General features: G+C 68.7%; 20 protein-coding genes and 4 pseudogenes. 12 read left to right on the top strand and 12 right to left on the bottom strand.

Annotated features, from left to right (window positions below):
* Positions 1–28 precede the first annotated feature (28 nt).
* Positions 29–445 (bottom strand): annotated as a pseudogene (locus QQY66_RS00810) (transposase); the annotation flags it as partial.
* A 36-nt stretch (positions 446–481) separates the two neighbouring features.
* Positions 482–937 (bottom strand): VOC family protein, encoded by a 456-nt coding sequence (locus QQY66_RS00805; protein ID WP_301977083.1) that lies wholly within the window; start codon positions 935–937, stop codon positions 482–484.
* Between the two features lie 336 nt (positions 938–1,273).
* Here QQY66_RS00805 and QQY66_RS00800 point away from each other — a divergent pair, with 336 nt between their 5' ends.
* Positions 1,274–1,477: a cold-shock protein gene (locus tag QQY66_RS00800; RefSeq protein WP_301977082.1), complete on the top strand. Its 204-nt coding sequence runs from the start codon at positions 1,274–1,276 to the stop codon at positions 1,475–1,477.
* 135 nt (positions 1,478–1,612) lie between these two features.
* Here QQY66_RS00800 and QQY66_RS00795 read toward each other — a convergent pair whose 3' ends face one another.
* The 3 genes and pseudogenes from QQY66_RS00795 to QQY66_RS00785 form a co-directional block, all read right to left on the bottom strand.
* The gene (locus QQY66_RS00795; RefSeq protein ID WP_301977081.1) at positions 1,613–1,984 is read right to left on the bottom strand and encodes a nuclear transport factor 2 family protein; all 372 of its coding nucleotides are present in this window, start codon (positions 1,982–1,984) and stop codon (positions 1,613–1,615) included.
* Positions 1,984–3,202: pseudogene (locus tag QQY66_RS00790) on the bottom strand (IS256 family transposase). Before QQY66_RS00790 ends, QQY66_RS00795 begins: the two are co-directional and overlap by 1 nt.
* A gap of 387 nt (positions 3,203–3,589) precedes the next feature.
* Positions 3,590–4,204, bottom strand: a complete 615-nt coding sequence (locus tag QQY66_RS00785) for a TetR/AcrR family transcriptional regulator (RefSeq protein WP_301977080.1) — start codon at positions 4,202–4,204, stop codon at positions 3,590–3,592.
* A 106-nt stretch (positions 4,205–4,310) separates the two neighbouring features.
* Between QQY66_RS00785 and QQY66_RS00780 the strand changes: the two genes are divergently transcribed.
* Both QQY66_RS00780 and QQY66_RS00775 read left to right on the top strand, forming a co-directional pair.
* A complete protein-coding gene (locus tag QQY66_RS00780; protein ID WP_301977079.1) occupies positions 4,311–4,733 on the top strand; it encodes an ester cyclase in 423 nt (140 codons plus the stop codon).
* 135 nt (positions 4,734–4,868) lie between these two features.
* Positions 4,869–5,439 (top strand): annotated as a pseudogene (locus tag QQY66_RS00775) (IS701 family transposase); the annotation flags it as partial.
* Between the two features lie 116 nt (positions 5,440–5,555).
* Here the strand turns inward: QQY66_RS00775 and QQY66_RS00770 are convergent.
* Positions 5,556–6,200: a response regulator transcription factor gene (locus QQY66_RS00770; RefSeq protein WP_301977078.1), complete on the bottom strand. Its 645-nt coding sequence runs from the start codon at positions 6,198–6,200 to the stop codon at positions 5,556–5,558.
* Positions 6,197–7,435 (bottom strand): sensor histidine kinase, encoded by a 1,239-nt coding sequence (locus tag QQY66_RS00765; protein ID WP_301977076.1) that lies wholly within the window; start codon positions 7,433–7,435, stop codon positions 6,197–6,199. Before QQY66_RS00765 ends, QQY66_RS00770 begins: the two co-directional genes overlap by 4 nt.
* Before the next feature lie 197 nt (positions 7,436–7,632).
* Between QQY66_RS00765 and QQY66_RS00760 the strand changes: the two genes are divergently transcribed.
* Both QQY66_RS00760 and QQY66_RS50165 read left to right on the top strand, forming a co-directional pair.
* Complete coding sequence (locus tag QQY66_RS00760) at positions 7,633–8,544, top strand: SDR family NAD(P)-dependent oxidoreductase (RefSeq protein ID WP_301977075.1); 912 nt, start codon at positions 7,633–7,635, stop codon at positions 8,542–8,544.
* Complete coding sequence (locus QQY66_RS50165; protein WP_367666951.1) at positions 8,541–8,987, top strand: transposase; 447 nt, start codon at positions 8,541–8,543, stop codon at positions 8,985–8,987. The genes QQY66_RS00760 and QQY66_RS50165 overlap by 4 nt, the downstream gene beginning before the upstream one ends.
* Here QQY66_RS50165 and QQY66_RS00755 read toward each other — a convergent pair.
* Both QQY66_RS00755 and QQY66_RS00750 read right to left on the bottom strand, forming a co-directional pair.
* Entirely contained in the window at positions 8,954–9,538 is a 585-nt protein-coding gene (locus QQY66_RS00755; protein WP_301977074.1) for a hypothetical protein, read from the bottom strand. The genes QQY66_RS50165 and QQY66_RS00755 overlap by 34 nt on opposite strands.
* A 221-nt stretch (positions 9,539–9,759) precedes the next feature.
* Entirely contained in the window at positions 9,760–10,458 is a 699-nt protein-coding gene (locus QQY66_RS00750; protein WP_301977073.1) for an AraC family transcriptional regulator, read from the bottom strand.
* Between the two features lie 300 nt (positions 10,459–10,758).
* On the opposite strand from QQY66_RS00750, the gene QQY66_RS00745 reads away from it, so the two are divergent.
* Complete coding sequence (locus QQY66_RS00745) at positions 10,759–11,442, top strand: alpha/beta fold hydrolase (RefSeq protein ID WP_301977072.1); 684 nt, start codon at positions 10,759–10,761, stop codon at positions 11,440–11,442.
* Between the two features lie 28 nt (positions 11,443–11,470).
* Here QQY66_RS00745 and QQY66_RS00740 read toward each other — a convergent pair.
* Positions 11,471–12,448: pseudogene (locus tag QQY66_RS00740) on the bottom strand (IS256 family transposase); the annotation flags it as partial.
* Positions 12,449–12,499: 51 nt separating this feature from the next.
* Here QQY66_RS00740 and QQY66_RS00735 point away from each other — a divergent pair.
* Positions 12,500–13,261, top strand: a complete 762-nt coding sequence (locus QQY66_RS00735) for an isocitrate lyase/phosphoenolpyruvate mutase family protein (protein WP_301977070.1) — start codon at positions 12,500–12,502, stop codon at positions 13,259–13,261.
* A gap of 276 nt (positions 13,262–13,537) precedes the next feature.
* On the opposite strand, the gene QQY66_RS00730 is transcribed toward QQY66_RS00735, so the two are convergent.
* Positions 13,538–14,167, bottom strand: a complete 630-nt coding sequence (locus QQY66_RS00730) for a hypothetical protein (protein WP_301977069.1) — start codon at positions 14,165–14,167, stop codon at positions 13,538–13,540.
* Positions 14,168–14,409: 242 nt separating this feature from the next.
* On the opposite strand from QQY66_RS00730, the gene QQY66_RS00725 reads away from it, so the two are divergent.
* Together QQY66_RS00725 and QQY66_RS00720 are read left to right on the top strand one after the other, a co-directional pair.
* A complete protein-coding gene (locus QQY66_RS00725; protein WP_301977068.1) occupies positions 14,410–15,549 on the top strand; it encodes a sensor histidine kinase in 1,140 nt (379 codons plus the stop codon).
* Positions 15,550–15,563: 14 nt separating this feature from the next.
* Positions 15,564–16,196: a response regulator transcription factor gene (locus QQY66_RS00720; RefSeq protein WP_301987084.1), complete on the top strand. Its 633-nt coding sequence runs from the start codon at positions 15,564–15,566 to the stop codon at positions 16,194–16,196.
* A gap of 260 nt (positions 16,197–16,456) precedes the next feature.
* Here the strand turns inward: QQY66_RS00720 and pstS are convergent, their stop codons facing one another.
* Positions 16,457–17,611 (bottom strand): phosphate ABC transporter substrate-binding protein PstS, encoded by a 1,155-nt coding sequence (gene pstS, locus QQY66_RS00715; RefSeq protein ID WP_301977067.1) that lies wholly within the window; start codon positions 17,609–17,611, stop codon positions 16,457–16,459.
* A gap of 299 nt (positions 17,612–17,910) precedes the next feature.
* Between pstS and QQY66_RS00710 the strand changes: the two genes are divergently transcribed.
* From QQY66_RS00710 to QQY66_RS00695, 3 genes are all read left to right on the top strand, one after another.
* Positions 17,911–18,936: a 6-phosphofructokinase gene (locus tag QQY66_RS00710; RefSeq protein WP_301977066.1), complete on the top strand. Its 1,026-nt coding sequence runs from the start codon at positions 17,911–17,913 to the stop codon at positions 18,934–18,936.
* Positions 18,937–19,467: 531 nt separating this feature from the next.
* Positions 19,468–20,037 carry a DinB family protein gene (locus QQY66_RS00705; protein ID WP_301977065.1) on the top strand — a complete coding sequence of 190 codons (570 nt, stop codon included), beginning with the start codon at positions 19,468–19,470 and terminating at the stop codon, positions 20,035–20,037.
* 663 nt (positions 20,038–20,700) lie between these two features.
* Positions 20,701–22,353: an ABC-F family ATP-binding cassette domain-containing protein gene (locus QQY66_RS00695; RefSeq protein ID WP_301977063.1), complete on the top strand. Its 1,653-nt coding sequence runs from the start codon at positions 20,701–20,703 to the stop codon at positions 22,351–22,353.
* Positions 22,354–22,546: the final 193 nt, after the last annotated feature.

The raw sequence follows: 22,546 nt of genomic DNA, 5'->3' as shown, positions 1-22,546 counted from the left end.
AATGTGAAACAGGCTCTGAGCTTGTGTTTTATGGTCTGCGAGCTTTGAGTTGATTACGTTCAGCGATGCTTTCTGGGCGCCTGGTCGATTTGCCCACGTTGTGACGGGTGGCGGGTCGCTGGTTCTTCGAGCCAAGTGGGCGTCCTGGACCGGGGGTTGAGGGTTTGGGCGCACGGGCCGGACTGTGCAGGTGAGGGCGGAGGTTCCTGAACCCCCGGCGGACGCGGGCCGGGGTGAGCCGGGCGGGCTCGGCCCGCTTCTCCCAGGGGCGGCGGAGATCGGCCGCGGCCTCGCGGGTGAGCCGGAGCTGGGTATGCGCCGCGATCACGAGCCATGTCCACCGGCCCGCGGCCTCGGGAGTACGGAGCCTGGGACGGGTCCAGCCGAGCGTCTGCTTCACAAAACGGAAAGTATGTTCAAGATCGAAGCGCCTCAAGAACGCTTGCCTCCGCCGTTCGAAGCTGCATCGCGTGACGAGAGCTCAGCTTCTGGGCGTCTCGTCGATGACGGGCATCGGCTTCCCGCCCGGATGCCACCCGTTGAGGAAGCTGGCCTGCCTGGCGACGTCAACGAGTTCGATCCGGGCACCGATGCTGTCCATCTGGTGGTAGGCGAACGGCCGGCCGTAGGGGCAGCCGGAGAAGTCCACGGGCATGCTCGCTTCTTCCAAACGCTGGGAACCGTGCCGTACATCGCTGGTCCAGAAGCCGATGTGATCGAACCTGGCTCCCCTGGACGCGTCCCAGGGACTGCCCGGCGGCCCTTCGATGAGTTCGATGAAGGGCGGCCCGCCGGCGGTGAAGACGATGCGGTAGTCCCACTCACCGAGCCGGTCGGACACAGGATCACTCCACTCGACCCCGGCCGCACGCTGAAAGTCCTGCATCGCCTGCTCGATGTCCGGCACTACGAAGCACACATGGTAAAAGGCAGTCATTCACCCATGATCGAGCACTTCACCCCAGAGGCCCAGGGGTTAAAAAAACAAGCTGAGCGTTGTCGCCGAAGGTTGGTGAACGGCAGTTCGTGCCATCGAATCTTGCGTGACGGATGCCGCCGAGGATGCATGAGCTGGCTGGCAGGAGGGCGTCCAATTCGCGGCCTCGCAGACGGCGGCCGCGAGGCTCGTATGCGGCGAGTACCTGGCCGCATACTCTCCGTAATGCGTGCTGTTCGGCTCCCATTCGTCAGCTTCCGGTCGGACGGGGCTCCGTACGTCACACATTCGACGGCGGTCGGCAGCCGCAGTCTTGAATCACCGCAAGGGAGTGGCATGGCCCAGGGAGTTGTGAAGTGGTTCAACGCCGAGAAGGGATTCGGGTTCATCTCTGTCGAAGGCGGCAACACAGATGTGTTCGTGCACTATTCCGCGATTCAGTCTGATGGCGACAGGGTGCTGGAGGAGAACCAGCGCGTGGAGTTCGAGGTCGTCCAGGGAGCGAAAGGGCCGACGGCTGAGCGCGTGAGGGTTCTCTGAGGCGTTCCTTCGGCGTCGCCCCATACCACAGGGGCGGGGCGACGCCGAAGGGGCAAGTCGGGCGCCGTTCGGACCGGGTAAGCGCGCTCAAACTTCCCTGGCGCACGACCGAGGAATCGTCAAGACCTGTGGACGTCAATCGCGCCAGGTGCCCGTCCAGTCGTAGAGTGGCGCCGTGGTGGCGTACTCCCGAAGGTAGGCGATCTTTTCCCCTTCGAGCCTGGCGATCGTTGCACCCTCGAACGTGGCCGCCTTTCCTTGCCAGGTGCAGGAGAAGATCCATTCGGCGATCAGGGCCTCCCCGGTCGTCCCCTGCCAGGTGATCTCCCAGCTATCGACCGAACCACCGGCACCGAACCAAGCGCGCATCCACTGTTCGACCCGTTCCCGGCAGCGGTAAACCGGACCATAGGACTCGATGATCACGCAGTCGTCGGTCAACGTGCCCAGCACTCCGACCACATCATGTCGTCGCCAAGCGTCGATGTAGGCATGCAGTTGGTTCATCAGGCCGCTGATTCTTTCACGGGTTCGGCGGCCGGGTGTTCGGCGAGGTGGCCGCGTTCGAAGCGGGCTCCGGCGCGGACGAGGGCGACGAGGTGGGGTGCGTTCACGGCCCGCCAGCGGGCCTGGGCGGACTCGACGAGCTTGAAGACCATCGCCAGGGCAGCGGCCTCGGGAGCCGGCGCCCTTGGTGACCTGCGTCCGCAGCCGCACGGTCGCGAAGGTCGACTCGATCGGGTTCGTGGTCCGCAGATGGATCCAGTGATCGGCGGGAAAGTCGTAGAAGGCCAGCAGCTCGACCTCGTCATCCGTGATCTTCTTGACGGCCTTGGGGAACTTCACCCCGTACTGCTGAGCGAACGTCTTGACGGCCTTGGCGGCGTGTTCCCTGTCCTCGGCGTTGTAGATGTCCTGGAGGGCCTTCTTCGCCGCCGGCTGGGCCGACTTGGGCATGCTGTCGAGGACATTGGCCGTTTTGTGAACCCAGCACCTCTGGTGGCGGGGAAGACCTCATTCAGCGCGTTCCAGAAGCCGAGGGCGCCGTCGCCGACGGCGAGAACGGGAGCCCGCATGCCGCGGCGGGCACCACCGCGCAGCAGGTTCGCCCAGGACTCCGAGGACTCGCGGTAGCCGTCGGCCATGGCGATCAGTTCCTTGGTGCCGTCCGCGCGCACGCCCATGACGACCAGGACGGCGGCCTTGGTCTCTTCCCGGCGGATGCGCAGGTGGATGCCGTCCGCCCAGACGTCGACGTAGTCCGTGGCGGAGAGGTCGCGCCCGCCGAACGCCTTGTGGTCGGCCTGCCACTGGGTGGTCAGCCGGGTGACGGTGGCCGGGGAAAGGCCGGCCGAGGAGCCCAGGAACTGCTCGAGTGCGGGCACGAAGTCCCTGCTGGACAGGCCGTGCAGGTAGAGCAGCGGCAGCACCTCGCTGATCTTCGGGGACTTGCGGGTCCAGGGCGGCAGGATCGCCGAGGAGAACCGCTTGCGCTCGCTCGTCGCCCCGTCGATGCGCTTGTCGTTGACACGTGGGGCTTTCACCTCGACTGTCCCGGGCCTCGGTGGTCACCTTCCGGGGCTGGTGGTGTCCGTTGCGGACCACGAGCCGCCGTCCACGCTCGTCCTTCTCATCGGCCAACTCGGCTATGTAGGCGTCAACTTCGGCCTCCAGCGCGGCGGCCAGCATTCGCCTGGCGCCCTCACGGACGATCTCGTCGATCAAGGAGCCGTTCGACGTGGTGCCATCGGCATTAACTACGCTATTAACTACGCTGAGCGCGGGCGTGCCTTCCCGACCGACGTTCGCAGCGTCGGTCTACTCGGCGACCTTCAATCGATCACTCGGGAAGGGACGCCCTTCGCGTCCAACCCGAGCCCGATCCACAGGTCCTGAGCATTGCTCGTCGGCTGCCTCGCGTAGTTGCTGATTCTCCACCTCCAGGACGTGTACGACCCGCACCAGCTCCTGGACGTCCGTGCGCAGCCGGTCACGATCGGCGCGCGGGCAGGTGAGCTTCTGTCGTCATCTTCATGCCTGAGTGGCTCGCGGGAGCGGTCCAGAGTGCGTGTTTCGAGTGTGCAGCGGAAGTCGGCGTGGTGCTTGCCGCTTTCAGCGGATTCTGTCGTCCGGTGTCGAGGGAGTGTCCGTGCCCTGTCTGACCAGGACGACGAGTCGCTCTGCTTGAGTGGCGTCGGTGGTGGTCAGGGCGATCCCGTTGGCCAGGGCAAGGAGTTCCGATGCGTTGAGGTCGGCGCGGACGGTACCGGCGCTTTGCGCGCGGGTCAGCAGTGCGGATGCGGCTGTGTGCATCGAGTGGTGCCAGCGGTCGAACAGCGCTGATCGCTGACCGGTGCGGTCATCGGTGATCGACAGCGCCAGTTCCCGCTTGGCTGCCACGTGTGCGATGAAATCCTGAAGCCAGTCGAAGAGGGCGTCGCCGGGAGGATCCTCGGCCAGTAGGGACTGGCTCCGGGCGCAGAGCTCGGCTACTTCCTCGGAGTAGACGGCGATGATCAGTTCGCGACGCGTCGGGAAGTGCCGATACATGGTGGCGTTGCCGACGCCGGCCCGGCGGGCGATGTCGTCAAGCGGGGCGTCGACGCCGTGGTCGTGGAAGACGTCTCTGGCCGCGGCCACGAGCAGGTCGTGGTTGCGCTGAGCGTCCGCGCGACGACGACGCTGGGGTTCCGAACGCGGTGCGGGTCCGGCGCTCTGCGATGACATGACCCTCCTTGTTAATCGGGGAGTTCCCCGGTTACGGTAGCCGAACGCGACAACCGGGGAACTCCCCACTTGTCGCCTCACGTATCCCCACCAGAGGAGATGCCGCATGCCGCAGGGAGCGGAAGACACCACGCACCCAGGACCGGGAGAGATTCACCGGCGCGTCGTCGAGAGCTACGCGCAGATCCTGGAAGGCTGGCTCGAAGACGCCCTGGAACTGGTCGACCCCGAGGTCGTCGACCACCGGGGAGGCACCCAGGGCGATCACCGGGGACGCGAAGCCTGGCGACAGAAGTGGGAGCGGATGAGCGCGGGCAGCGCGTTCCACGACGTCTCGGTGACGATCGAGCAGAACGTCGTCTCCGGCGACACCTCCGTCAACCGGTACACCAGCCGGGGCACCCACACGGACTCCGGCCGACGCTACGAGGTCCTCAGCATGGACATGGTCCGCGTCCGCAACGGCCGAATCGTCGAGCACTGGGCCCTGCGCGACGCCGACGCGATGCGTGACCAGTTGGGCCTGTGAAAGAACCTTCTGCCTCTGGCGTCCAACTGGTGACCGCAGGGCCCAGCGGGAACCTCGCCCGCGGCAGGAGGAGGCGTTCGACAACCTCATGGCCGGGTCACCGGTCGGTTCGCCCGCATCGAAACCCGGAGCCGGATGAGGGAGTTGGTGCTTGGACTGCTGTCCGACCTGCCGCGCAAGAACTGCTGGACCATCGCCGAGTGGGCCGGCGACACGACCCCGGACGGCATGCAGCACCTGCTGGGCAGGGCCAAGTGGGATGCCGATCAGGTCCGCGACGACGTACGCAGCTACGTGGTGGAGCACCTGCACGACGACCAGGCGGTGCTGGTCGTCGACGAGACCCGCGACGTGAAGAAGGGCACTGGCACGGTCGGCGTGCAGCGCCAGTACACCGGCACCGCCGGCCGGATCGAAAACTCCCAAGTCGCCGTTTACCTGGTCTACACAGGTCAGCACGGTCACGCCGCAGTGGACCGGGAACTCTACGTTCCGCGCTCCTGTACTTCCGACCCCGACCCCGACCGCTGCCGCGCCGCGGGCCTTGCCGAGAAGACCTCCTTCGCCACCCAGCCGGAACTGGCCACTCGTATGGTTGCCCGGTTCCTGGACGCTGGCCACCAGGCCGCATGGGTTGCCGGCGACGAGGTCTACGGCGGCACCCCCCAAGCTGCGAACCGCACTGGAGGAACGCGGCACCGGCTACTGCTGGAGCGCATCGGGCTCGCAGTGGCCGGACGGGTCGGCGTCTGACCGACTGCCCAACCGTGCCTCGGCGCGGGGCGGATGACACTGCTGCGCCGGATCATGGCGAGAGCGGGCCTATGTGGCGAGATCCCGGGCGGCCATCGCCGCCTGTACGCGGTTCGCCACGCCGAGTTCGGTGAGGATGCGGCTGACGTGGGCCTTCACCGTCGATTCGCGGAGGCGCAGCACCTTGCCGATGTCCGCGTTGGTCATGCCCTCCGCCAAGGCGTCCAGTACCTGGCGCTCGCGGGGTGTGAGCCGGGCGGCGGCCTTCTTGGTGGAGCGTGCGCGGTCGGCGTCGGGGCGGTGGAAGCGGCTGATGACCGTGCGGGTGACCGTCGGCGAGAGCATCGCTCCGCCGCCGGCCACGATGTGCACGGCGCGCAGGATGTCGTCCGGCGGGGTGTCCTTGAGCAGGAACCCGGCAGCGCCCGCCCGCAGGGCGCTGTACACGTACTCGTCGAGGTCGAAGGTGGTGAGGATGGCCACCGCCGGCGGGCGGGGCAGTGTGCGCAGGGCGCCGGTCGCCGCGATGCCGTCCATCACCGGCATACGGATGTCGACCAGTGCCACGTCCGTACGGCAGCGGCTCGCGAGGTCCACGGCCTCGCGCCCGTTCGCGGCCTCGCCGACCAGTTCCAGTCCGTCGTCGGTGACGACGAGGTCGCTCAGACCCGACCTGACGAAGGGATCGTCGTCGACGATCATCACCTTGATCACAGCGTCGCCTCCCCGGCCGGTGCCATGTCTTGTGTCGCGGGCGCGCCGTGCGGGGGATTCTCCATCGCCTGCGCGCCGTCGGCCGGGTGGGCAGGGACCGGCAGTGCGGCGCGCAGCACAAAGCGGCCGTCGTCCGTACGCGTCGCGGTCATGTCGCCGTGCATGGCAGCGACGCGTTCGGCGACGCCCACCAGCCCGTAGCCGCGGGAACCGGATTCGGTGGACGTGAAGGCGGTGGCGGGCGGGCAGATGTTCGCGGCCCGCACCTCGACCCGCGCCCGCTCCACCGTGACGGTGAGCTCCACCGGTGCCGTCGGGGCGTGTTTGCGGGCGTTGGTGAGGGCTTCCTGGACGATGCGGTGCACCGCCAGGCGTACCGCCGCGGGCAGTTCGGCCAGCGGGGCGATGCGGGCGTGGACCCGAGTGCCCGCTGCTTCGGCGTCGGCGATCAGGGCGGGCAGATCGTCCGACGTCGGGGTCAGCGGCACCGGGCCCTCGTGGTCGCGCAGCGCACCGAGCAGATCGCGCAGGTCGTCCAGGGCGTTGGCGCTGGTGTCGCGGAGCAGGTCGAGCCGTTCCCGTACCGGCTCGGGCACCTCCGTGCCGCGCCGCTGCAGTACGCCGGTCTGCAGGACGAGCAGGCTGAGACGGTGGGCCAGTACGTCGTGCATCTCCCGGGCGATACGGGCCCGTTCGGAGAGGCGTACGCGTTCGTCGCGCAATCGGTTGGCGGCCTCGGTGTCCTGGAGCTGGCGAGCCAAGGACCGGGCGAGCTCCCGATGATTGCGCGCTGCCAGACCGAAGGCCACCGGCACGATCAGCATCGCGCACGGCATGAAGGTCAGCAAGGGCATGTTGAGCAGCTCGCGGAACGGGGCGAACGCGGCGGGTACATACGCGGCACCGGTCAGGGCCAGCGCGAGGGCCGGGGGGCGGCGGACGGCCACCGCGTACAGCGCGATCAGCACCGGCCAGACCTGACTGTCCAGCACGAACCCGGCCAGGGCCACGACCGCGATGGTCACCGGCAGCCGCCCGCACAGCGGCAGGGCCGCGCAGAGCACCACGGCCACAGCCGCGCTCGTTCCCCGGCCCTCGACCAGGCCGGCCTCGGTGGTCAGTGCGTCACGCAGCGCCTTGTACGACACGAAGGCCAGGACCGCGGCCATCAGCAACCGGCGCTGATGCCGCGTCATGGTCCAGCCGCCGCGGGGGCGTGGATCCCTGGTCGACATCCCAGCATCGTAGGCGGCGCGTTCGCCGCGCGCATTCGACGAAAGTCGGGGGTATCGCGCCGCGCCACTGCCGTTCGTCGGTCCTCTTCACCCGCCGTCCGGCGGAGGCACGCGGCTCCGGCGTACCCGAGAGTTCCCCTGTCGCCACACCATCCGAGACGAGGAGGACAGCAGTGATGGGCAGAAAGAGCGGACCGATGAGCCGGCGCACCGTGCTGGGCGGCGTGGCAGCCACAGCGGCGGGAGCCACGGCGACCGGCCTCGGCATGGGGGCACCGGCGGCGTCGGCGGCGTCGACCGCACGTGACGTGCGGGGTTCCGGCAAAGGCCGCTACGCGGGCAAGACGGTGCTGATCACCGGGGCGACCAAAGGCATCGGGCGGGCCGCCGCCATCGCCTTCGCACGTGAGGGGGCGAAGGTCGGCTTCTGCGGGCGGACGGCTCGCCTGGGTCGGGAGGTCGAACGGGAGATCCGCGCGTCGGGCGGCGAGGCGACGTACTTCCGGGCCGACGTCCGGGAGCCCGTGCAGGTGAAGGCCTTCGTGGACCGGGTGGTGGAGACGTACGACGGGCTGGACATCGCGCTCAACAACGCGGGAATCCAGAAGGCGTTCACGGATTTGCACGAGGTGTCGGTGGAGGAGTGGGACGACGTGTCCCTCACCAATGCCCGCGGTGTCTTTCTGGCCATGAAGTACGAGATCCCGCACATGCGTCGGCGCGGTGGCGGGGTGATCCTGGTGACCGGCTCGTCCAACCAGTTCCAGACCCGGCCGGGACTGAGCTCGTACACGGCGAGCAAGAACAGTGTGACCGGCCTGGTCCAGGCGGCGGCCATCGAGAACGGCCCGCACAACATCCGCGTGGTCGCCCTCGCCCCGGGCATCACCGACACGCCGATGCTCGAAGTGCACCGCCCTGAGGGTTCCTCCGATGAGGAATGGGCCCGGATGAAGGCTGACTTGGCCGAGCGGAGCGTCGACGCCTTGAAGCGCATGGCGAGGCCGGAAGAGATCGCCACCGCCGCTCTGGGTCTGGCTTCCCCCAACTTCGCCTTCCAGACCGGCTCCACCCATCTCGTCGACGGAGGCCAGCTCGCGGGGCTGTGAAGTGCGGATCGGTCATTCCCGCTTCAAGAAGGTGCTGGCTGCGGTGGACCGGTCGCGTGACGCGTGGTGATCTGACCGATGCCGAGTGGAGGTTGATCGAGCCGCATCTGCCGCTGGGGGCGTTCGAACCGATCTCTGACCTGCGCAGCTACTTCAACGCGGTGATGTGGCGGTTCCGTACCGGCAGCCCCTGGCGGGATGTGCCGGAGAACTACGGCTCCTGGTCGACGATCTACGACCGGCTCCGGATGTGGGCGCGGGAGGAGTCTTCCAGACCCTCATGGAAGCGATGGAGCCATGCTGCGGATACGCAGCCTCCCAGCCACTCCGTGATCTCAACTCCTGTCGCGCCCGAAGCGTCTGGGGGTCGGCCCGTTCGTGCCCCGCCTGGGGACCCGAACAACGAGCCTTACCCGGGTGGCCTCACTTCCACGGGTCGGTAGATGACCGGCCGGGCACAGGCTTGGCGATGAGCGCGACGGAGATGAAGAAGTTGGGTGCGGCTCCTGGAATGAGGTCGCCGGTCAGGCCAGGAGTTCGTAGGTGTGCTGGTCGGGCCGGGGGAGAGGCGTTCGCGCTCCCTGTGGGTGTGGAAGATCCAGTACTGCGGGAAGTCGCCGTTGCTGATGAGGGCCCGGAGGGTCAGGACGGCTTCGGCTCCAGGGACGGTCCACCCGCTGCTGGTGATATCGAGCCGGTCGGCCATCAGATGACGTGCGGCGCCTTCGACGATGCCGCGGGCGATCGGCCATCCGGCCGCGAGTGCCTTGTCGTAGTGGAGACAGGCGGCGTTGTTCTCCAGGTAGCGGCAGGCGGCGTCCGGATCGGTGGCGGTGTGGAAACACCGCGAGGCCGCCCACAACTTCTCGATCACGTGGACGATGTCGAGAACAACATGGATGGCCTGGTCCACTGTCAGGTGGATGCGTTCGTACGGGCCGTCGGCGAAGAGGACCTGGCTGTCCCGCTTGCGCCAGCGGGCGTCAGGGCTCATGCCCCGGGACCCTGGAGCAAAGTTGGGCCGGAGGCGGCAAAGCTCAGACCTCCACGAGAGGTCCAGGTGTTCTTCGCAGTCGAGGATGTAGACGTTGCTGGCTTGTCGCGTGGTCAGGCCGACGGTTGGTGCCGCCGCTGTAGTTGTGCGGGAATCGCGAGGCACACGGGGGGCATCTCCTGTCCAGGCGCGGACCACATCGGCCCGGGTGCGAGTTCGAATCACCTTGAGGACTTGACCACCGTCGGGAGTTGAGATGCGCGGGCGGTGGTCTGGTGGCTGGTTCGGTAGCGGCCCGGGGTCGTTCCGATGATGTTGGTGAACGCTGCGATGAAGCTGCTGGGGTTGGCCCATCCGCAGGCGTAGGCGGTTTGGGTGGTGTCGTGGCCGGCGGCGAGGAGCACGAGTGCGTGGTAGATGCGTAGCTGCGTGCGCCATTCATAGAAGGTCATGCCGAATTCGTTGCGGAACAGTCGGCTGAGGGTGCGGGTGCTGGCTCCGATCGTCTTCCCGAGTTCGGCCAGCGTGGTGTTGTCTGTCGGCTTCTCGTACAGCATCCGGGCAATGGCTTGCAGTCGGTCGTCCCGTGGCTCCGGCAGGTGCAGTGGCTGTTCGTACGCTTCGCGGAGTTCATCGACGAGGACTCGAAGGAGGCGAGAGCGCGCGGAGCGGCTGTAGTCAGGCGCGGCGTCGTCGAAGTTGCGGGGGCCGGTCAGGGCGAGCAGGACCTCGCGGGCGAGGTCGGAGGCCAGGAACACGGCGGGATGGTCTGGTATGAGCCGGGCGAGGGATGGCGCGAGAAAAACGATCCGCATGTCGGTGTCGCCGTGGGCGCGGTGGTAGTGCGTGAACCCGGCGGGGGTCCAGGCGACCCGGTTGGCGGGAACGATCGACGTGCCGCGCTCGGTGTGAACTGTCAAGACGCCGCTGGCTGCGTATACCAGGTGTCCCCGTGCGTGCGACTGCACTGCGCTTGTTTCGCCGGATGGCCAGAGGTGGCGCCCGCCGGACGGCCACACCTGTGACGTCACACCGGCGATCCGGCGAGGTTGGCGGCGAACAGGCATCAGTTGGCAGTCTATCGGCAGCCAGCCACACCTTGATCTGGTGACACTGCCTCCATGCGGAGTGGTCTTCAGTCGCGCAGAGCGCCCGACCGAACCACATGTCATCGAGGCAGCCTGCCTCGATGCCGCGGCTTGAGAGAGAAGGAGAAGCGCATGGCGACGTTCGTCCTCGTGCCCGGCGGTTGGCACGGCTCCTGGTCGTTTGAGGCGGTGGTTCCGCTGCTGGAGCTTGCCGGTCATACCGTTCACGCCCTGACCCTGACCGGTCTGCGGCCTGACGAGGACAACGTGACGGTCGCGACCGCCAACCTCGACACGCACGCCGACGACGTGTTGCGGCTCCTCGATCGCGCCCACATCACCAGCGCGACGCTGGTCGGCCACAGCTACGGCGGGATGGTGATCGCTGCCGCCGCCGATCGCGCTGACGGCCGGATCTCACGACTGGTGCACCTCGACGCCTACGTACCGCGCGATGGCGAGTCGTGCTGGTCGTCAACGACAGAGGGCTATCGGGAAGCGTTCGCTGCCGGCGCTGCGACCACCGGCTACGCCGTCCGACCGCCGGACGGCGGCGATCCCCGCCGCCGTCCCCATCCCCTCGCCTCGTTCTTGCAAACGATCCGGCTCACAGGCACGCTCGCCCAGGTCCCCCGTCGGGAGTTCATCTACTGCTCGGGATGGGAAGACCGGACGCCGTTCGCTGAACTCCGCACCCGACTCCGAGCCGATCCCGAGTGGCAGGTCCACGACCTCCCAACCGGCCACGACGCAATGCATGAGGCTCCGGAGACGGTCGCTGCACTACTGCTCGGCGAATGCATCGCGGATGAGTAGTTGTCAATACCTGCAGGTGGGGTGAGGTTCAGGCGGCTGCGGGCCGTTCGACGAGGTGGCCGTTTTCGAAGCGGGTGCCGGTGCGGACGAGGGCGACGAGGTGGGGTGCGGTGACCGCACGCCAGCGCGCCTGGGCGGCTTCGGTGAGCTTGAAGACCATCGCGAGGTCGGCGGCGGGGCTGCCGGCACCGCGGGTGACCTTGGTTCGCAGCTTGACCGTGGAGAAGGTGGACTCGATGGGGGTTCGTGGTCCGCAGGTGGATCCAGTGCTCGGCCGGGAAGTCGTAGAAGGCCAAGAGTTCGTCGAGGTCGTCGGTGATCTTCTTCACCGCCTTGGGCCACTTCGCCCCGTAGGCCCTCGCGAACTCCCGGACCGCCTGTTCGGCGTGAGCCCGGTCCTGCGCGTTGTAGAGCTCCTGCAGGGCCTTCTTCGCTCCCGGCTGTGCGGACTTCGGTAGTGCGTTCATGACGTTGCGGGTCTTGTGGACCCAGCACCTTTGGTGTCTGGCCTGCGGAAACACTTCCGCGAGCGCGCGCCACAGGCTCATCGCGCCGTCTCCAACGACGAGGGCGGGATCACGCATGCCGCGCCGCCGGCAGTCCCGCAGCAGATCCGCCCACGATTCGGTCGACTCCCGCAGGCCCTCCGTGAGCGCGATCAGCTCCTTGGTGCCGTCGGTGCGTACTCCCATCAGGACCAGGACGCAGGAGTGGGCCTGCCCGAGACGGACCTTGGGGTGCACCCCGTCGGCCCACACGTGGACGTAGTCGGTGTCCGACAGGTCGCGGCGCTGAACGCGTCGTGGTCGTCCTGCCACTGCCTGGTCAGCCGGTTCACCGTCGCCGCTGACAGCCCCGCCGACGAGCCCAGGAACTGCTCCAGGGCGGGCACGAAGTCACCGCTGGACAGTCCGTGCAGGTAGAGCAGGGGCCGCACCTCGCTGATCGTCGGGGACTTGCGGCATCAGGGCGGCAAGATCTTGGAGGCGAACCGTATCCGCTCACCGGCGGCTTGATCACCGATTGACGGTGCGTCCGCACGACTTGAAGGAATCACATGACCGCTGACTTGAAGGCGTATGCCGTTCGGCTCCGCGAGCTGCATCACGCCGATGAGATGCTCGTTCTGCCGAACGCGTGGGACGCGGCCACCGCCAGGATCATGGCTGAGACCGGGTTCTCCGCGGTGGCAACCACGAGCGCGGCGATCGCGGAGGTGCTCGGTTACCCCGACGGCGAGGGCGCGCCCTGGCAGGAGATGTTCGCCGCGGCCGGCCGGATCGCCCGTGTGGTGGAGGTCCCGGTCACCATGGATGCCGAGGCGGGATACGGACTGCGGCCGCGGGAACTGGTGGACCGGTTGCTGGAGACCGGCGTGGTCGGCTGCAACCTGGAGGACACCGATCACCCCGCAGGCGGACTCGTCGACGCCGGTGCGCATGCCGAGCGGCTGTCGGCCATCCGAGCCGCCGCGGACGACGCCGGGGTCCCCCTCGTTGTCAACGCGCGCGTCGACGCCTTCCTGCCGGGAGCCGGGGTGGCTGAGGAGGAGCGGGTCGCGGAAGCGGTCCGCCGAGGCCGCCGCTACCTGGAGGCGGGGGCTGACTGCGTCTACCCGATCGGTGTCGGCGACGAGCGGGACCTTGTCACCCTGGTCGCCGAATTGCCCGGGCCGGTCAACGCCAACACCAGGCCGGACGTGCTGGACCTGGCCAAGCTCAGTGCGCTGGGCGTAGCGCGAGTCTCCTACGGTCCCCGGTTCTACCGCCAAGCGCTGGCCGACCTGAAGGCCGCGGTTCGTCAGGAACTGTTGGCCTGACGACAAGCCCGACCGGCGTCCCAGCAGCGCTCACGCCGCGCACCATTCGTCGTGGTGCGCGGCGTGAGCCGCCGGCTCAGCCACCGCGGAGCGACCAGGTGATGGCCGACCTGGCGTGGGTGCCGCGGTCCTGCACGCTTCCCACCGAGGAGCGGCCCGCCCTTGCGGATCGCGGAGTGGGATGCCCTGTTTCGCGGAGCAGCTGACCCCGCTGCGCGGCATGCGCCACCTCGGTGCCCAGCCCTCACTTCGCCCGGCTGCTTCTGCGTGGAGTCGTCAGGCAGCGCGAGCATCACTTCGCGGAACGCCGGCCCGGTCGCTCGTCGGGGAAGACTGCCACAGCGCCGCCGAGAGCCATATCAACGTGGCCCCGACGACGATGTGCAGCGCGCTCGTGAACACCGAGTCGGGCAGCGCGATCAGAAACGCGAACAGCGGCAGCGCGACGGCGTACGCCCATGACGGCACCTTGGGCAACCTGCGGGCACGGATCGTCGCCGCCCCGAACAGGGCGCAGCCCACCGCGAAGACAACGGCCGAGCCGAGGAGTGCGGGAATGGTGGGGCCTGTGAGTTCCGCGTCGATGACGTCGTCGTCGAGGTAGAACAGCACCAGGTTCGAGGCGAACGCGGCCCCGCCGAAGAGGCCGAGGCCGATGAGGTTCACGACGTAGGCGGTCTCTCCGAAGCGGCCGGTTGCCTGGCTCTGCCGCTGGTGGAGCGTGGTGAGGAACGACAGGGAGAACGCGGGGGAGAGGGCGAGGAGGAAGCTGGTCGCGGCGGTTTCCCCGGTGAAGGCCTCGACCAGTGCGGGCAGGGCGATGAGCAGGCCGGACAGCGCCCCGCAGAGGGCGCCGAGGCGGGTGAGCCGGGTGGAGACCGGTGCAGTGCTGATCGGTGAGGACATGTGGGCCACTCCGGTTCGTCGAGGGGCAGGTCAGGGCCGCAACGGTAGGGAGTGACGGGGCAGCGGAGGGAGGTGCACAGCGGCGAAAGAGGCCGCTGGAAGTCACCATCGCACGGGCGGCACGGGTGCCGTTCGGCATGTGCCGTTCGGCCATACCTGTCCGGAGCTTTCCCGTCCGTGTCGCCCCGGCGTTCGGACCCGGCCTAGCCTGGCGGAAGCGTCGGGCTGGGTGGGGGGTGTACATGGCGGCGTATGTTCCTGTCCCGTGGGTGTCGCCGCTGTTGTACGGCGCGGTGCTCGTCGGCGGTCTCTACTACCTGGCGGCGGATCTGGGCGACGGTCCCGGGCTGGTGTCCTGGCGCACGGCCGGCTTCGTGGCGGGCCTCGCGGCCCTGTTCGCGCTGGAAGCGGTGGGGCGCCGGTGGAGCGAGGCCAGGGTGCCGCTCCTGCTTGCCCGGTTCGGCCTGACGGCCGCCGTGGTCGCCCTGGACGCCTCGGAACTGTCCCAAGTGCTGTTCGTGCTGCTGCCGTTCACTGCCTACTTCGCGTTCGGCCGCACGGTTGCGCTCGCGCTGGCGGCGCTGTGCGTGGCCGGACTGCTCACCGGCTATCTGCTCACCGCCCCCGGCTGGTACCGCGACATGGAGTACGTGTCCGACCTGCTCATGCTCGGCATCGGCCTGGTACTGGCCATCTCGATGGCGGCCGTCGCCGTCGGCGAACAGCGGGCCCGGCGTGAACTGCAGGAGTACGCCGCGCGGGTCGCGGAGCTGTCCGCCGCGACCGAGCGCAACCGGCTGGCCCGGGACATCCACGACAGCCTCGGCCACCATCTCACGGCGATCTCGGTGCAGTTGGAGATCGCCTCGGAGTTCCGCACCCTGGACCCGGACGCCGCCGGACGGGCGATGACCGAGGCCAGGCACTCGGTCAAGCTCGCGCTGGGCGACGTACGGCAGTCCGTGCGCGCGCTGCGCGACGAGGCCGCACGCCCGTCACTCTCGGCCGCACTCGAGGGCTGGGCGCGTGACGGCGGTACGGGACCGCGCGTCACCGTCGAGGTGAGCGGCGACGAGGACGGATACAGCGCGGCGGAACTGACCGCGTTGTACCGGGCCGCGCAGGAGGGGCTGACCAACGCGCTGCGCCACGCGGGAGCCTCGCGGGTGTCGGTGGCCGTCCGGTTGACCGAACACGGCGCGCGGCTGGCGTTGGCCGACGACGGCTGCGGCTTCACGCCGGACGTGGCCACCGCCGGATTCGGCCTGACCGGCATGAAGGAACGAGTGCACCTCGTGGCAGGCAGCGTGGACATCGACAGCAGACCGGGCGAGGGCACGCGGCTCACGGTTGTCGTCCCGCGGGGCGGAGGCGAGCGGTGAGCGAGGAGCCGACGATGGTGCGGGTGCTGGTGGTGGACGACCAGCAGCTCATCCGGGACGGCATCGCGTCGCTGCTCTCCATCCGGCCCGGCATCACGGTCGTCGGCACGGCGGTGAACGGGCGGGAGGCCGTGGCGAAGGCGGTGGAACTGCGGCCTGACGTCGTGTTGATGGATGTACGGATGCCGGAGCTGGACGGCGTCGAGGCCGTCGCCGTGCTGCGCGGCCGGGCGCCGGAGTGCCGGGTCGTGATGCTCACGACGTTCGACGACGAAGAGTACGTCGTCCAGGCGCTGCGAGCGGGCGCCAGCGGCTATCTGCTCAAGGACCTGCCGGCCGACGAACTCGCCCACGCGGTCCGCCTGGCACACGCCGGAGTCACCCAGCTCGACTCCTCGGTGGCCGGCCGCCTCGCCGCCGCCCTGCCGCCACCTGCCCCCGTCCCGGCCCCGGTGGTCGCCTTCAGCCCGCGCGAGATCGACATCCTGCGGCTCGTGGCGCGTGGCCGGACCAACCGGGAGATCGCCACGCAGCTGTATCTCAGCGAGGGCACCGTCAAGAACCACATCTCCCGCATCCTCAGCCGCCTCGCCCTGCGCGACCGCACCCAGGCCGCACTGCGCGCCCACGAGCTGGGCCTGCTGTGAAGCCCACCGCGAGCCCTCACCATCGCCCGTTCCCGTGTGGTGAGCTACGGCATGCGGCAAGAGGATGACAACAGGTGCTGATGGCGGGCCGCCACCGGCTGGACGAGTCGATCGGACGCGGTGGGATGGGGGAGGTCCGGCGGGCGTACGACGAGACCCTCGCCCGGCAACCGAGTCCTGGCGGGTCCTGTCTGGCGCAGCAAGACGCCGTCGCACGGCAGGCCCGAGCACATCTCCAAGCGTCGGCGAGGCGCGCTGGCCTAGGACAGGTTGTTGATCTTGCTGCGGACCTTGTTCACGATGGTGGCCGGGAGTGTCGCGTAGCCCTGGAAGCTCAGGTCCTCCTGGCCCTCGGGGCCGGCGATGTACGTCAGGAATGCCTTGGTGGTGGACCACGTCGCCGGTCTGTTGCCCTTGTCGCAGACGATCTCGTACGTGACCAGGTCGATCGGGTAGGCGCCCGGGGCCTTGGTCGCGTAGTCGAGTTTGAGCACGAGGTCGTCGTCGGCGCCCGCGATTTTGGCATCGGCGAGCGCCTTGGATGCCGTGAGGACACTGGCGTCGACCGGAGCGGGGGCGCCGGTGGCGATCGCGACCGTGGGAATGTTGCGGGCGATCGCGTACGACAGCTCGACGTAGCCGATCGCACCCACGGTCTTCTTCACCTGTTCGGCGATGCCCGAGGAACCCTTGGCGGACCGGCCGCCCTTGGCCATCCACTCCTTGCTGTGCCCGTACGACCAGGCGCTCGGTGCGGCGGCGCTCAGGTAGGAGGTGAGGTTGTCCGTCGTGCCGGAGGAATCGGACCGGTGTGACGCCTGGATCGGCGTCGACGGCAGCTTGGCGCCGGGGTTGAGCTTGGCGATCGCGGGATCGTTCCACTTCGTGATCTGCGCGTCGAAGACCTTGGCGAGGGTGGGGGCATCCAGGACCAGCTTGCTGACCCCCGGCAGGTTGTAGGCGATCGCGATCGGGCCGCCGAGCATCGGCAGGTGGACGGCTCGACCGTCATTGGAGCAGACACTCTTGGACTGGGTGATCTGGGTGGCGCTCAGTGCGGAGTCGGAACCTGCGAAGGCGGTCCTGCCCTTCAGGAAATCCGTCTGGCCGGCACCTGAGCCGTTGCCTTCGTAGCTGATCCGGGTACCGGGGCAGGCCCGCATGAAGTTCTTGATCCAGAACTGCATCGCGAACTCCTGCGCAGTCGAGCCGGAAGCCGACACAGTGGCCGCCTTGCCGCACTTGACGCCGCCGGCACCCGCGGTGGTGGCGGGCGAGGCAGCCACGGGCGAACTGCCGGAGGGCCGGGAACTGTCGCTTGAGCCGCAAGCCGTCAGGAGCAGAGCGCCGGAGACGGAGACGACCGCCGAGCCGACCGCCACCATGCGCAGCCCGCTCTTCCGCTGAAGCTTCACTCTTCGGTGCTCCGTTCTGTGGCCCGCCAGGGTCGGCGCAGCGCAGGGGGTGGACTGGATCGGGTAGCAGTCACGACCGCACCCTCAGAATAACCATGCGTAGCGGATCGATCGCTGTAGGTAATCACGCAGGCCCGTATCCCCTCGAGCGAGCCGCCCGGCTCCTGCGCACGTCGAGTGGCCACTGCGCATCGAATGGAGGGAGGCTGGAAGGAGGCGATCCATGTGCCCCAGACAGCGGATGTGATCGCCGGGAAGGCCGCGGCCGGGCGGGGTGACCAGCGGATGGGAGGAAGCCCATGAGGGTCGGAGTTCTCACCGGTGGCGGCGACTGTCCCGGACTCAACGCCGTGATCCGCAGCGTCGTCCGCAAAGGCGTCCAGGAATACGCCTTCGACTTCGTCGGTGTGCGGGACGGCTGGCTCGGTTTGCTCAAGGGCAATGTCATGCCGCTGGACATCTCCAGCGTGAGGGGAATCCTCCCCCGTGGCGGGACCATCCTCGGCTCCTCCCGAACCAACCCCTTCAAGCACGAGGACGGGGTGCGGCGCGTGCGGGACACCCTCGCCGCGCACGACGTGGACGCGCTCGTCGTGATCGGCGGTGAGGACACGCTCGGTGTGGCCACCGAGCTGAGCCGACAGGGGATCCGTCTGGTCGGCGTGCCGAAGACCATCGACAACGACGTGTCCGGCACCGACTACACCTTCGGCTTCGACACCGCCGTAGGCATCGCGACCGAGGCCATCGACCGTCTGCACACCACCGCCGAGTCCCACATGCGCACCCTGGTGGTTGAGGTGATGGGGCGGCACTCCGGGTGGATCGCCCTGCACGCCGGCATCGCGGGCGGTGCCAACGTGATCCTCATCCCTGAGCGGCCCTTCGACATCGATGACGTCTGTGAGCAGGTGAAGAACCGATTCAAGATCAACTACGCGCCGATCGTCGTGGTCGCCGAAGGGGCAGTCCCCAAAGAGGGGCAGATGATCACCAAGGATCAGACGCTGGACGAGTACGGCCATGTGCGGCTGTCCGGTATCGGGGAATGGCTGGCCCGGGAGATCTCGGACCGCACCAGCAAGGACGCCCGCACCACGGTCCTGGGCCACGTCCAACGCGGCGGTACCCCGAGCGCGTTCGACCGGTGGCTGGCCACTCGCTTCGGGCTGCACGCCATCGAAGCGGTCAAGGACGGCGACTTCGGCGTCATGGTCGCCCTGCAGAGCACCAGGATCGTCCGCCTCCCCCTCGCCGACGCCACAGCAAAGCCCAAGATGGTCGACCCGTCGCTGTACGACGAGTTCGAGGTGTTCTTCGGCTGACTGGCCGCGGCGCTCGCCAAATCGCCGTGGGACCTGCCATTGCGCCGCGTGGTGCAGAACTGCGTGCGTGACCGGACCGAGTCGGCCGTGCGCAGCCAGCGGATCGGTGCGGCGGCCCACGACCGTTCAGCTGAGCGTGCCGTGTCCACCGTCGGCGCCCTCGCGTCGTCGCGGCTTCCAGCTACGGCGGTGCGGACAGCCGACATGACGTGCGCTCTTACCTTTGAAGACTGCTCATAGTTACGCCGTCATCTCCATCGGGGCTTCCCTGATGGAGAAGTACGCGGCGCACATGGTTCGGCGAACGGCACCGCCGTCGGAGGACGGATGACTCCCCGCACTGTTCGGCATCCAACCGCCTCCCGGATTGCGTGACCTGGCCCTGACGCGGTGCATCGTGACCGCCTTGCCGCACGGCACAAGCCTGCAGGGAGCTCAGCGGTTGTCCGCGAGCAGGGAAGGGTGACGTAATGATCATCGAGAACACTTCAAGCCCGCCGCACTGGCGAGTGTGAACCCTCACCGACGAATATGGCACGCATGAATGACCACCCCGCACGCTGGAGCCAGGCAACCATCTACCCCGACATGTGGGCTGACCCGGATGAGGACCCCCGTAACAGCGAAGGAGTCAGTCCGGACGGGGAGTTGGCGACGCTGCTGGACTTCCTGACGGGCTATCGCATGACCCTGGCGATGAAGTGCGAGGGTCTGGACGCGGAGCAACTGGCCCGTCGTTCGGTTCCGCCGTCCACGATGTCGCTGCTCGGCCTGCTCCGGCACCTCGCCGAGGTGGAACGGGACTGGCGCAACTGGATCAGCGACGGGGATCCGCTGCCGAAGCTGTACGGCGAGCGCGACGCGGACTTCGACGGAGCCGTCGCCGACCAGGCCCAGGTCGACGCCGCGTACTCCGATCTGGCGCGCGAGCAGGCCGCGACCGATGCGGCGCTGGCGGAGCACCCGGACCTCGGGGAGCGTTTGGGGAAGGACGGCACATCGGTCCGGGAGCTGATGGTGCACCGGATCGAGGAGTATGCCCGCCACTGTGGCCACGCCGACCTCTTGCGGGAGTGCATCGACGGGAGGGTGGGTCAGTGACGAGGGCCGGCCAGTAGAGTCGGCGGCCGTGGAGGCGTTCTTACCTTTCCTGGCGCTGATTGCCGGCCTTGCCGCAGTCCTGGGGTTCTTCGCGTGGCTGGCCTTGCGTATGCGCCGCCGGGGTCTCACCGGCGGGGCGATGAGCGCAGCCTTGGCTTCCTACGAAGAGGCGTTCCGCATCACTGCTCACGAAGCGCACGTTGAGATCCGAGCACAAGCGGAACGCAAGGCACCGGTCCTGTCGCCCGACGCTCACTGGGGGCGAAGCCCCGGCGGCGCGGGTCAAGTCGGTGGGGAGGATTGTCGCCCACTCCGATCCCGTCCGCCCCGCGTACGACGGGGGCTTCGCCGCTTGGTTCATGGCCTGATGCGGAAGAGGTAGGTGCGCGGACCAGGAGCCTTGGGAATCGGGCATGGCCGACGTCACCGGGTCCCGTACGCCGGAAAAACCCGGAGGAACAGAGGCGCCGGCGCTGCTATCGTGATCGTCATGGCACGAGGTATCTGGTCGCAGAAGGTTCGCTCCGCCCGCTGACGGCGGCGCCTTCTCCCTGTTGAATCAGCGCTCGCCGTCCCGGTTCCCGCCGGGCGGCCACTTCTTGCTGCCCGGCTCGACTGCGAGCTGCGGAGCATCCGTTGAACCTCAACCCGACCCCCGAAACCATGTCCATGCCCGTCGAGGCGGGCGGTAGTGCGCACATCCGAGCCGAGAGCGTCACCGTCACCCGCGGGTCCCGGCGTGTCCTGAACGACGTCTCGGTCACCGTCTCCGCCCGGTCACGGGTCGCCGTCGTCGGCGAGAACGGCCGCGGCAAGACAACTCTGCTGCACGTCCTCGCCGGACTCATCACGCCCGACGAGGGCAGCGTGCACCGCGCCGGTACGACCGGTCTGGCCCGCCAGGAGCTGTCCGCGCGGGACGGTGCGAGCGTAGGCACCCTGACGTCGGAGGCGCTGGCCTCGTCGCTCGCGGCTCTCGCCGCGCTGGACGAGGCGACCCTCGCCATGTCGGACGGCGATCCCGCTGCCGACGACCGCTACGCCGCCGCGCTCGACGCCGCCACCCGGCTCGACGCGTGGGACGCCGAACGCCGCGTCGACGTCGCCCTCGAAGCCCTCGGTGCCTGCACCGAACGCGACCGTCCCCTGTCGACGCTGTCGGTCGGACAGCGCTACCGCGTCCGGCTGGCGTGCCTGCTCGGCGCGCGGCACGACGTCCTGCTGCTCGACGAGCCAACCAACCACCTCGACGCGGACGGGCTGGACTTCCTCACCCGCAGGCTGCGCGAGCACGACGGCGGGCTCGCCGTCGTGAGCCACGACAGGGCGCTGCTGCGCGATGTCGCGGACCGGTTCCTCGACCTGGACCCGACCCGCGACGGGAAGCCGCGCCTGTATGCCGGCGGCTACGACGCCTGGCAGGACGCCCGGCGTCGTGAGCGTGCGCGCTGGGAGCAGGACCACGACGAACAGCTGGCTGAGCACCGGCGGCTCAAGGACGCGGTGTCGAAGGCCCGCGACCGGCTCTCCACCGGCTGGCGGCCGGACAAGGGGACCGCCAAGCACCAGCGCCAGTCGCGCGCACTGGGCGTCGTACAGTCCCTGAACCGGCAGCAGGAAGCGCTGGAGGCGCACCGGATCGACGTACCGGAGCCGCCGTCGCCGTTGCGGTGGCCGGACCTCGGTGTCCGCCCGGGTGCGCCGCAGCTGCGGGCGTACGGCATCGCCGTCGAAGGCCGGCTGGCCGGTCCGGTCGACCTCACCCTGGACGGGGGTGACCGGCTGCTCGTCACCGGACCGAACGGTGCCGGGAAGTCCACGCTGCTCGCAGTGCTGGCCGGTGCGCTCCAGCCCACGGACGGGCACGTCCGGACGGTGAACGGCGCACGGATCGTCCGGGTCACCCAGGAGACCGCCCCGCAGGAGCCAGGACTCACGGCCCGCGAGGTGCACGCCCGTCACGTGGGACGGCTGGTGGCCCACGGGGCGCTCCGCGAAGCCGAGACCGTCCCGCTCGGGGCACTGGGTCTGCTGGACTCCGAGGCGATGCGCACTCCGGTCGGGCGGATGTCGCAGGGGCAGCAGCGGCGCCTCGACCTGGCACTGGCGCTGGCCGGGCGGCCCGGGCTGATCCTGCTGGACGAACCGACCAACCACCTGTCACCGGCACTGGTCGACGAACTCGCCGACGCGATCCGCCACACGAGCGCCGCCGTCGTCGTCGCCACGCACGACCGTCAACTGCTGCGTGACCTCGCGGACTGGCCGCGTCTGGAGGTGGGCGAACCTCCGGCACGTGCAGCTGGAACACCGTGAGCCAGTCGGCGTTCGCGTCGATGAACTCCCGTAGTGGCGCCGTCAGATGGATGCGTACGGTGTCCCGGCCGAGCGGCGGAACCAGCGCTTCCTGAACCCGCCCGCGGATCGCGTCCCTGCACGCCCGAACTGGTGCGGCACCGCGACTTGCTGCGCTGAGCGCGGACGTGACGGGCGCGTTGGCCTTCGGCCC

The organism is Streptomyces sp. DG2A-72, from assembly GCF_030499575.1.
Taxonomy (GTDB): domain Bacteria; phylum Actinomycetota; class Actinomycetes; order Streptomycetales; family Streptomycetaceae; genus Streptomyces.
Note: the sequence above shows the minus strand (reverse complement) of the source record. Positions and strands in the feature narration are given on the sequence as shown.

Bases quoted from the DNA above. Each gene is read 5' to 3' on its own strand.
- QQY66_RS00760 (WP_301977075.1), top strand. From the start codon at position 7,633: ATGAGCCGGCGCACCGTGCTGGGCGGCGTGGCAGCCACAGCGGCGGGA.
- QQY66_RS00800 (WP_301977082.1), top strand. From the start codon at position 1,274: ATGGCCCAGGGAGTTGTGAAGTGGTTCAACGCCGAGAAGGGATTCGGG.
- QQY66_RS00785 (WP_301977080.1), bottom strand. From the start codon at position 4,204: ATGTCATCGCAGAGCGCCGGACCCGCACCGCGTTCGGAACCCCAGCGT.
- QQY66_RS00720 (WP_301987084.1), top strand. From the start codon at position 15,564: ATGGTGCGGGTGCTGGTGGTGGACGACCAGCAGCTCATCCGGGACGGC.
- QQY66_RS00780 (WP_301977079.1), top strand. From the start codon at position 4,311: ATGCCGCAGGGAGCGGAAGACACCACGCACCCAGGACCGGGAGAGATT.
- QQY66_RS00725 (WP_301977068.1), top strand. From the start codon at position 14,410: ATGGCGGCGTATGTTCCTGTCCCGTGGGTGTCGCCGCTGTTGTACGGC.
- QQY66_RS00755 (WP_301977074.1), bottom strand. From the start codon at position 9,538: ATGAGCCCTGACGCCCGCTGGCGCAAGCGGGACAGCCAGGTCCTCTTC.
- QQY66_RS00795 (WP_301977081.1), bottom strand. From the start codon at position 1,984: ATGAACCAACTGCATGCCTACATCGACGCTTGGCGACGACATGATGTG.
- QQY66_RS00765 (WP_301977076.1), bottom strand. From the start codon at position 7,435: ATGTCGACCAGGGATCCACGCCCCCGCGGCGGCTGGACCATGACGCGG.
- QQY66_RS00705 (WP_301977065.1), top strand. From the start codon at position 19,468: ATGGCACGCATGAATGACCACCCCGCACGCTGGAGCCAGGCAACCATC.
- QQY66_RS00805 (WP_301977083.1), bottom strand. From the start codon at position 937: ATGACTGCCTTTTACCATGTGTGCTTCGTAGTGCCGGACATCGAGCAG.
- QQY66_RS00730 (WP_301977069.1), bottom strand. From the start codon at position 14,167: ATGTCCTCACCGATCAGCACTGCACCGGTCTCCACCCGGCTCACCCGC.
- QQY66_RS00735 (WP_301977070.1), top strand. From the start codon at position 12,500: ATGACCGCTGACTTGAAGGCGTATGCCGTTCGGCTCCGCGAGCTGCAT.
- QQY66_RS00745 (WP_301977072.1), top strand. From the start codon at position 10,759: ATGGCGACGTTCGTCCTCGTGCCCGGCGGTTGGCACGGCTCCTGGTCG.
- QQY66_RS00695 (WP_301977063.1), top strand. From the start codon at position 20,701: ATGTCCATGCCCGTCGAGGCGGGCGGTAGTGCGCACATCCGAGCCGAG.
- QQY66_RS00710 (WP_301977066.1), top strand. From the start codon at position 17,911: ATGAGGGTCGGAGTTCTCACCGGTGGCGGCGACTGTCCCGGACTCAAC.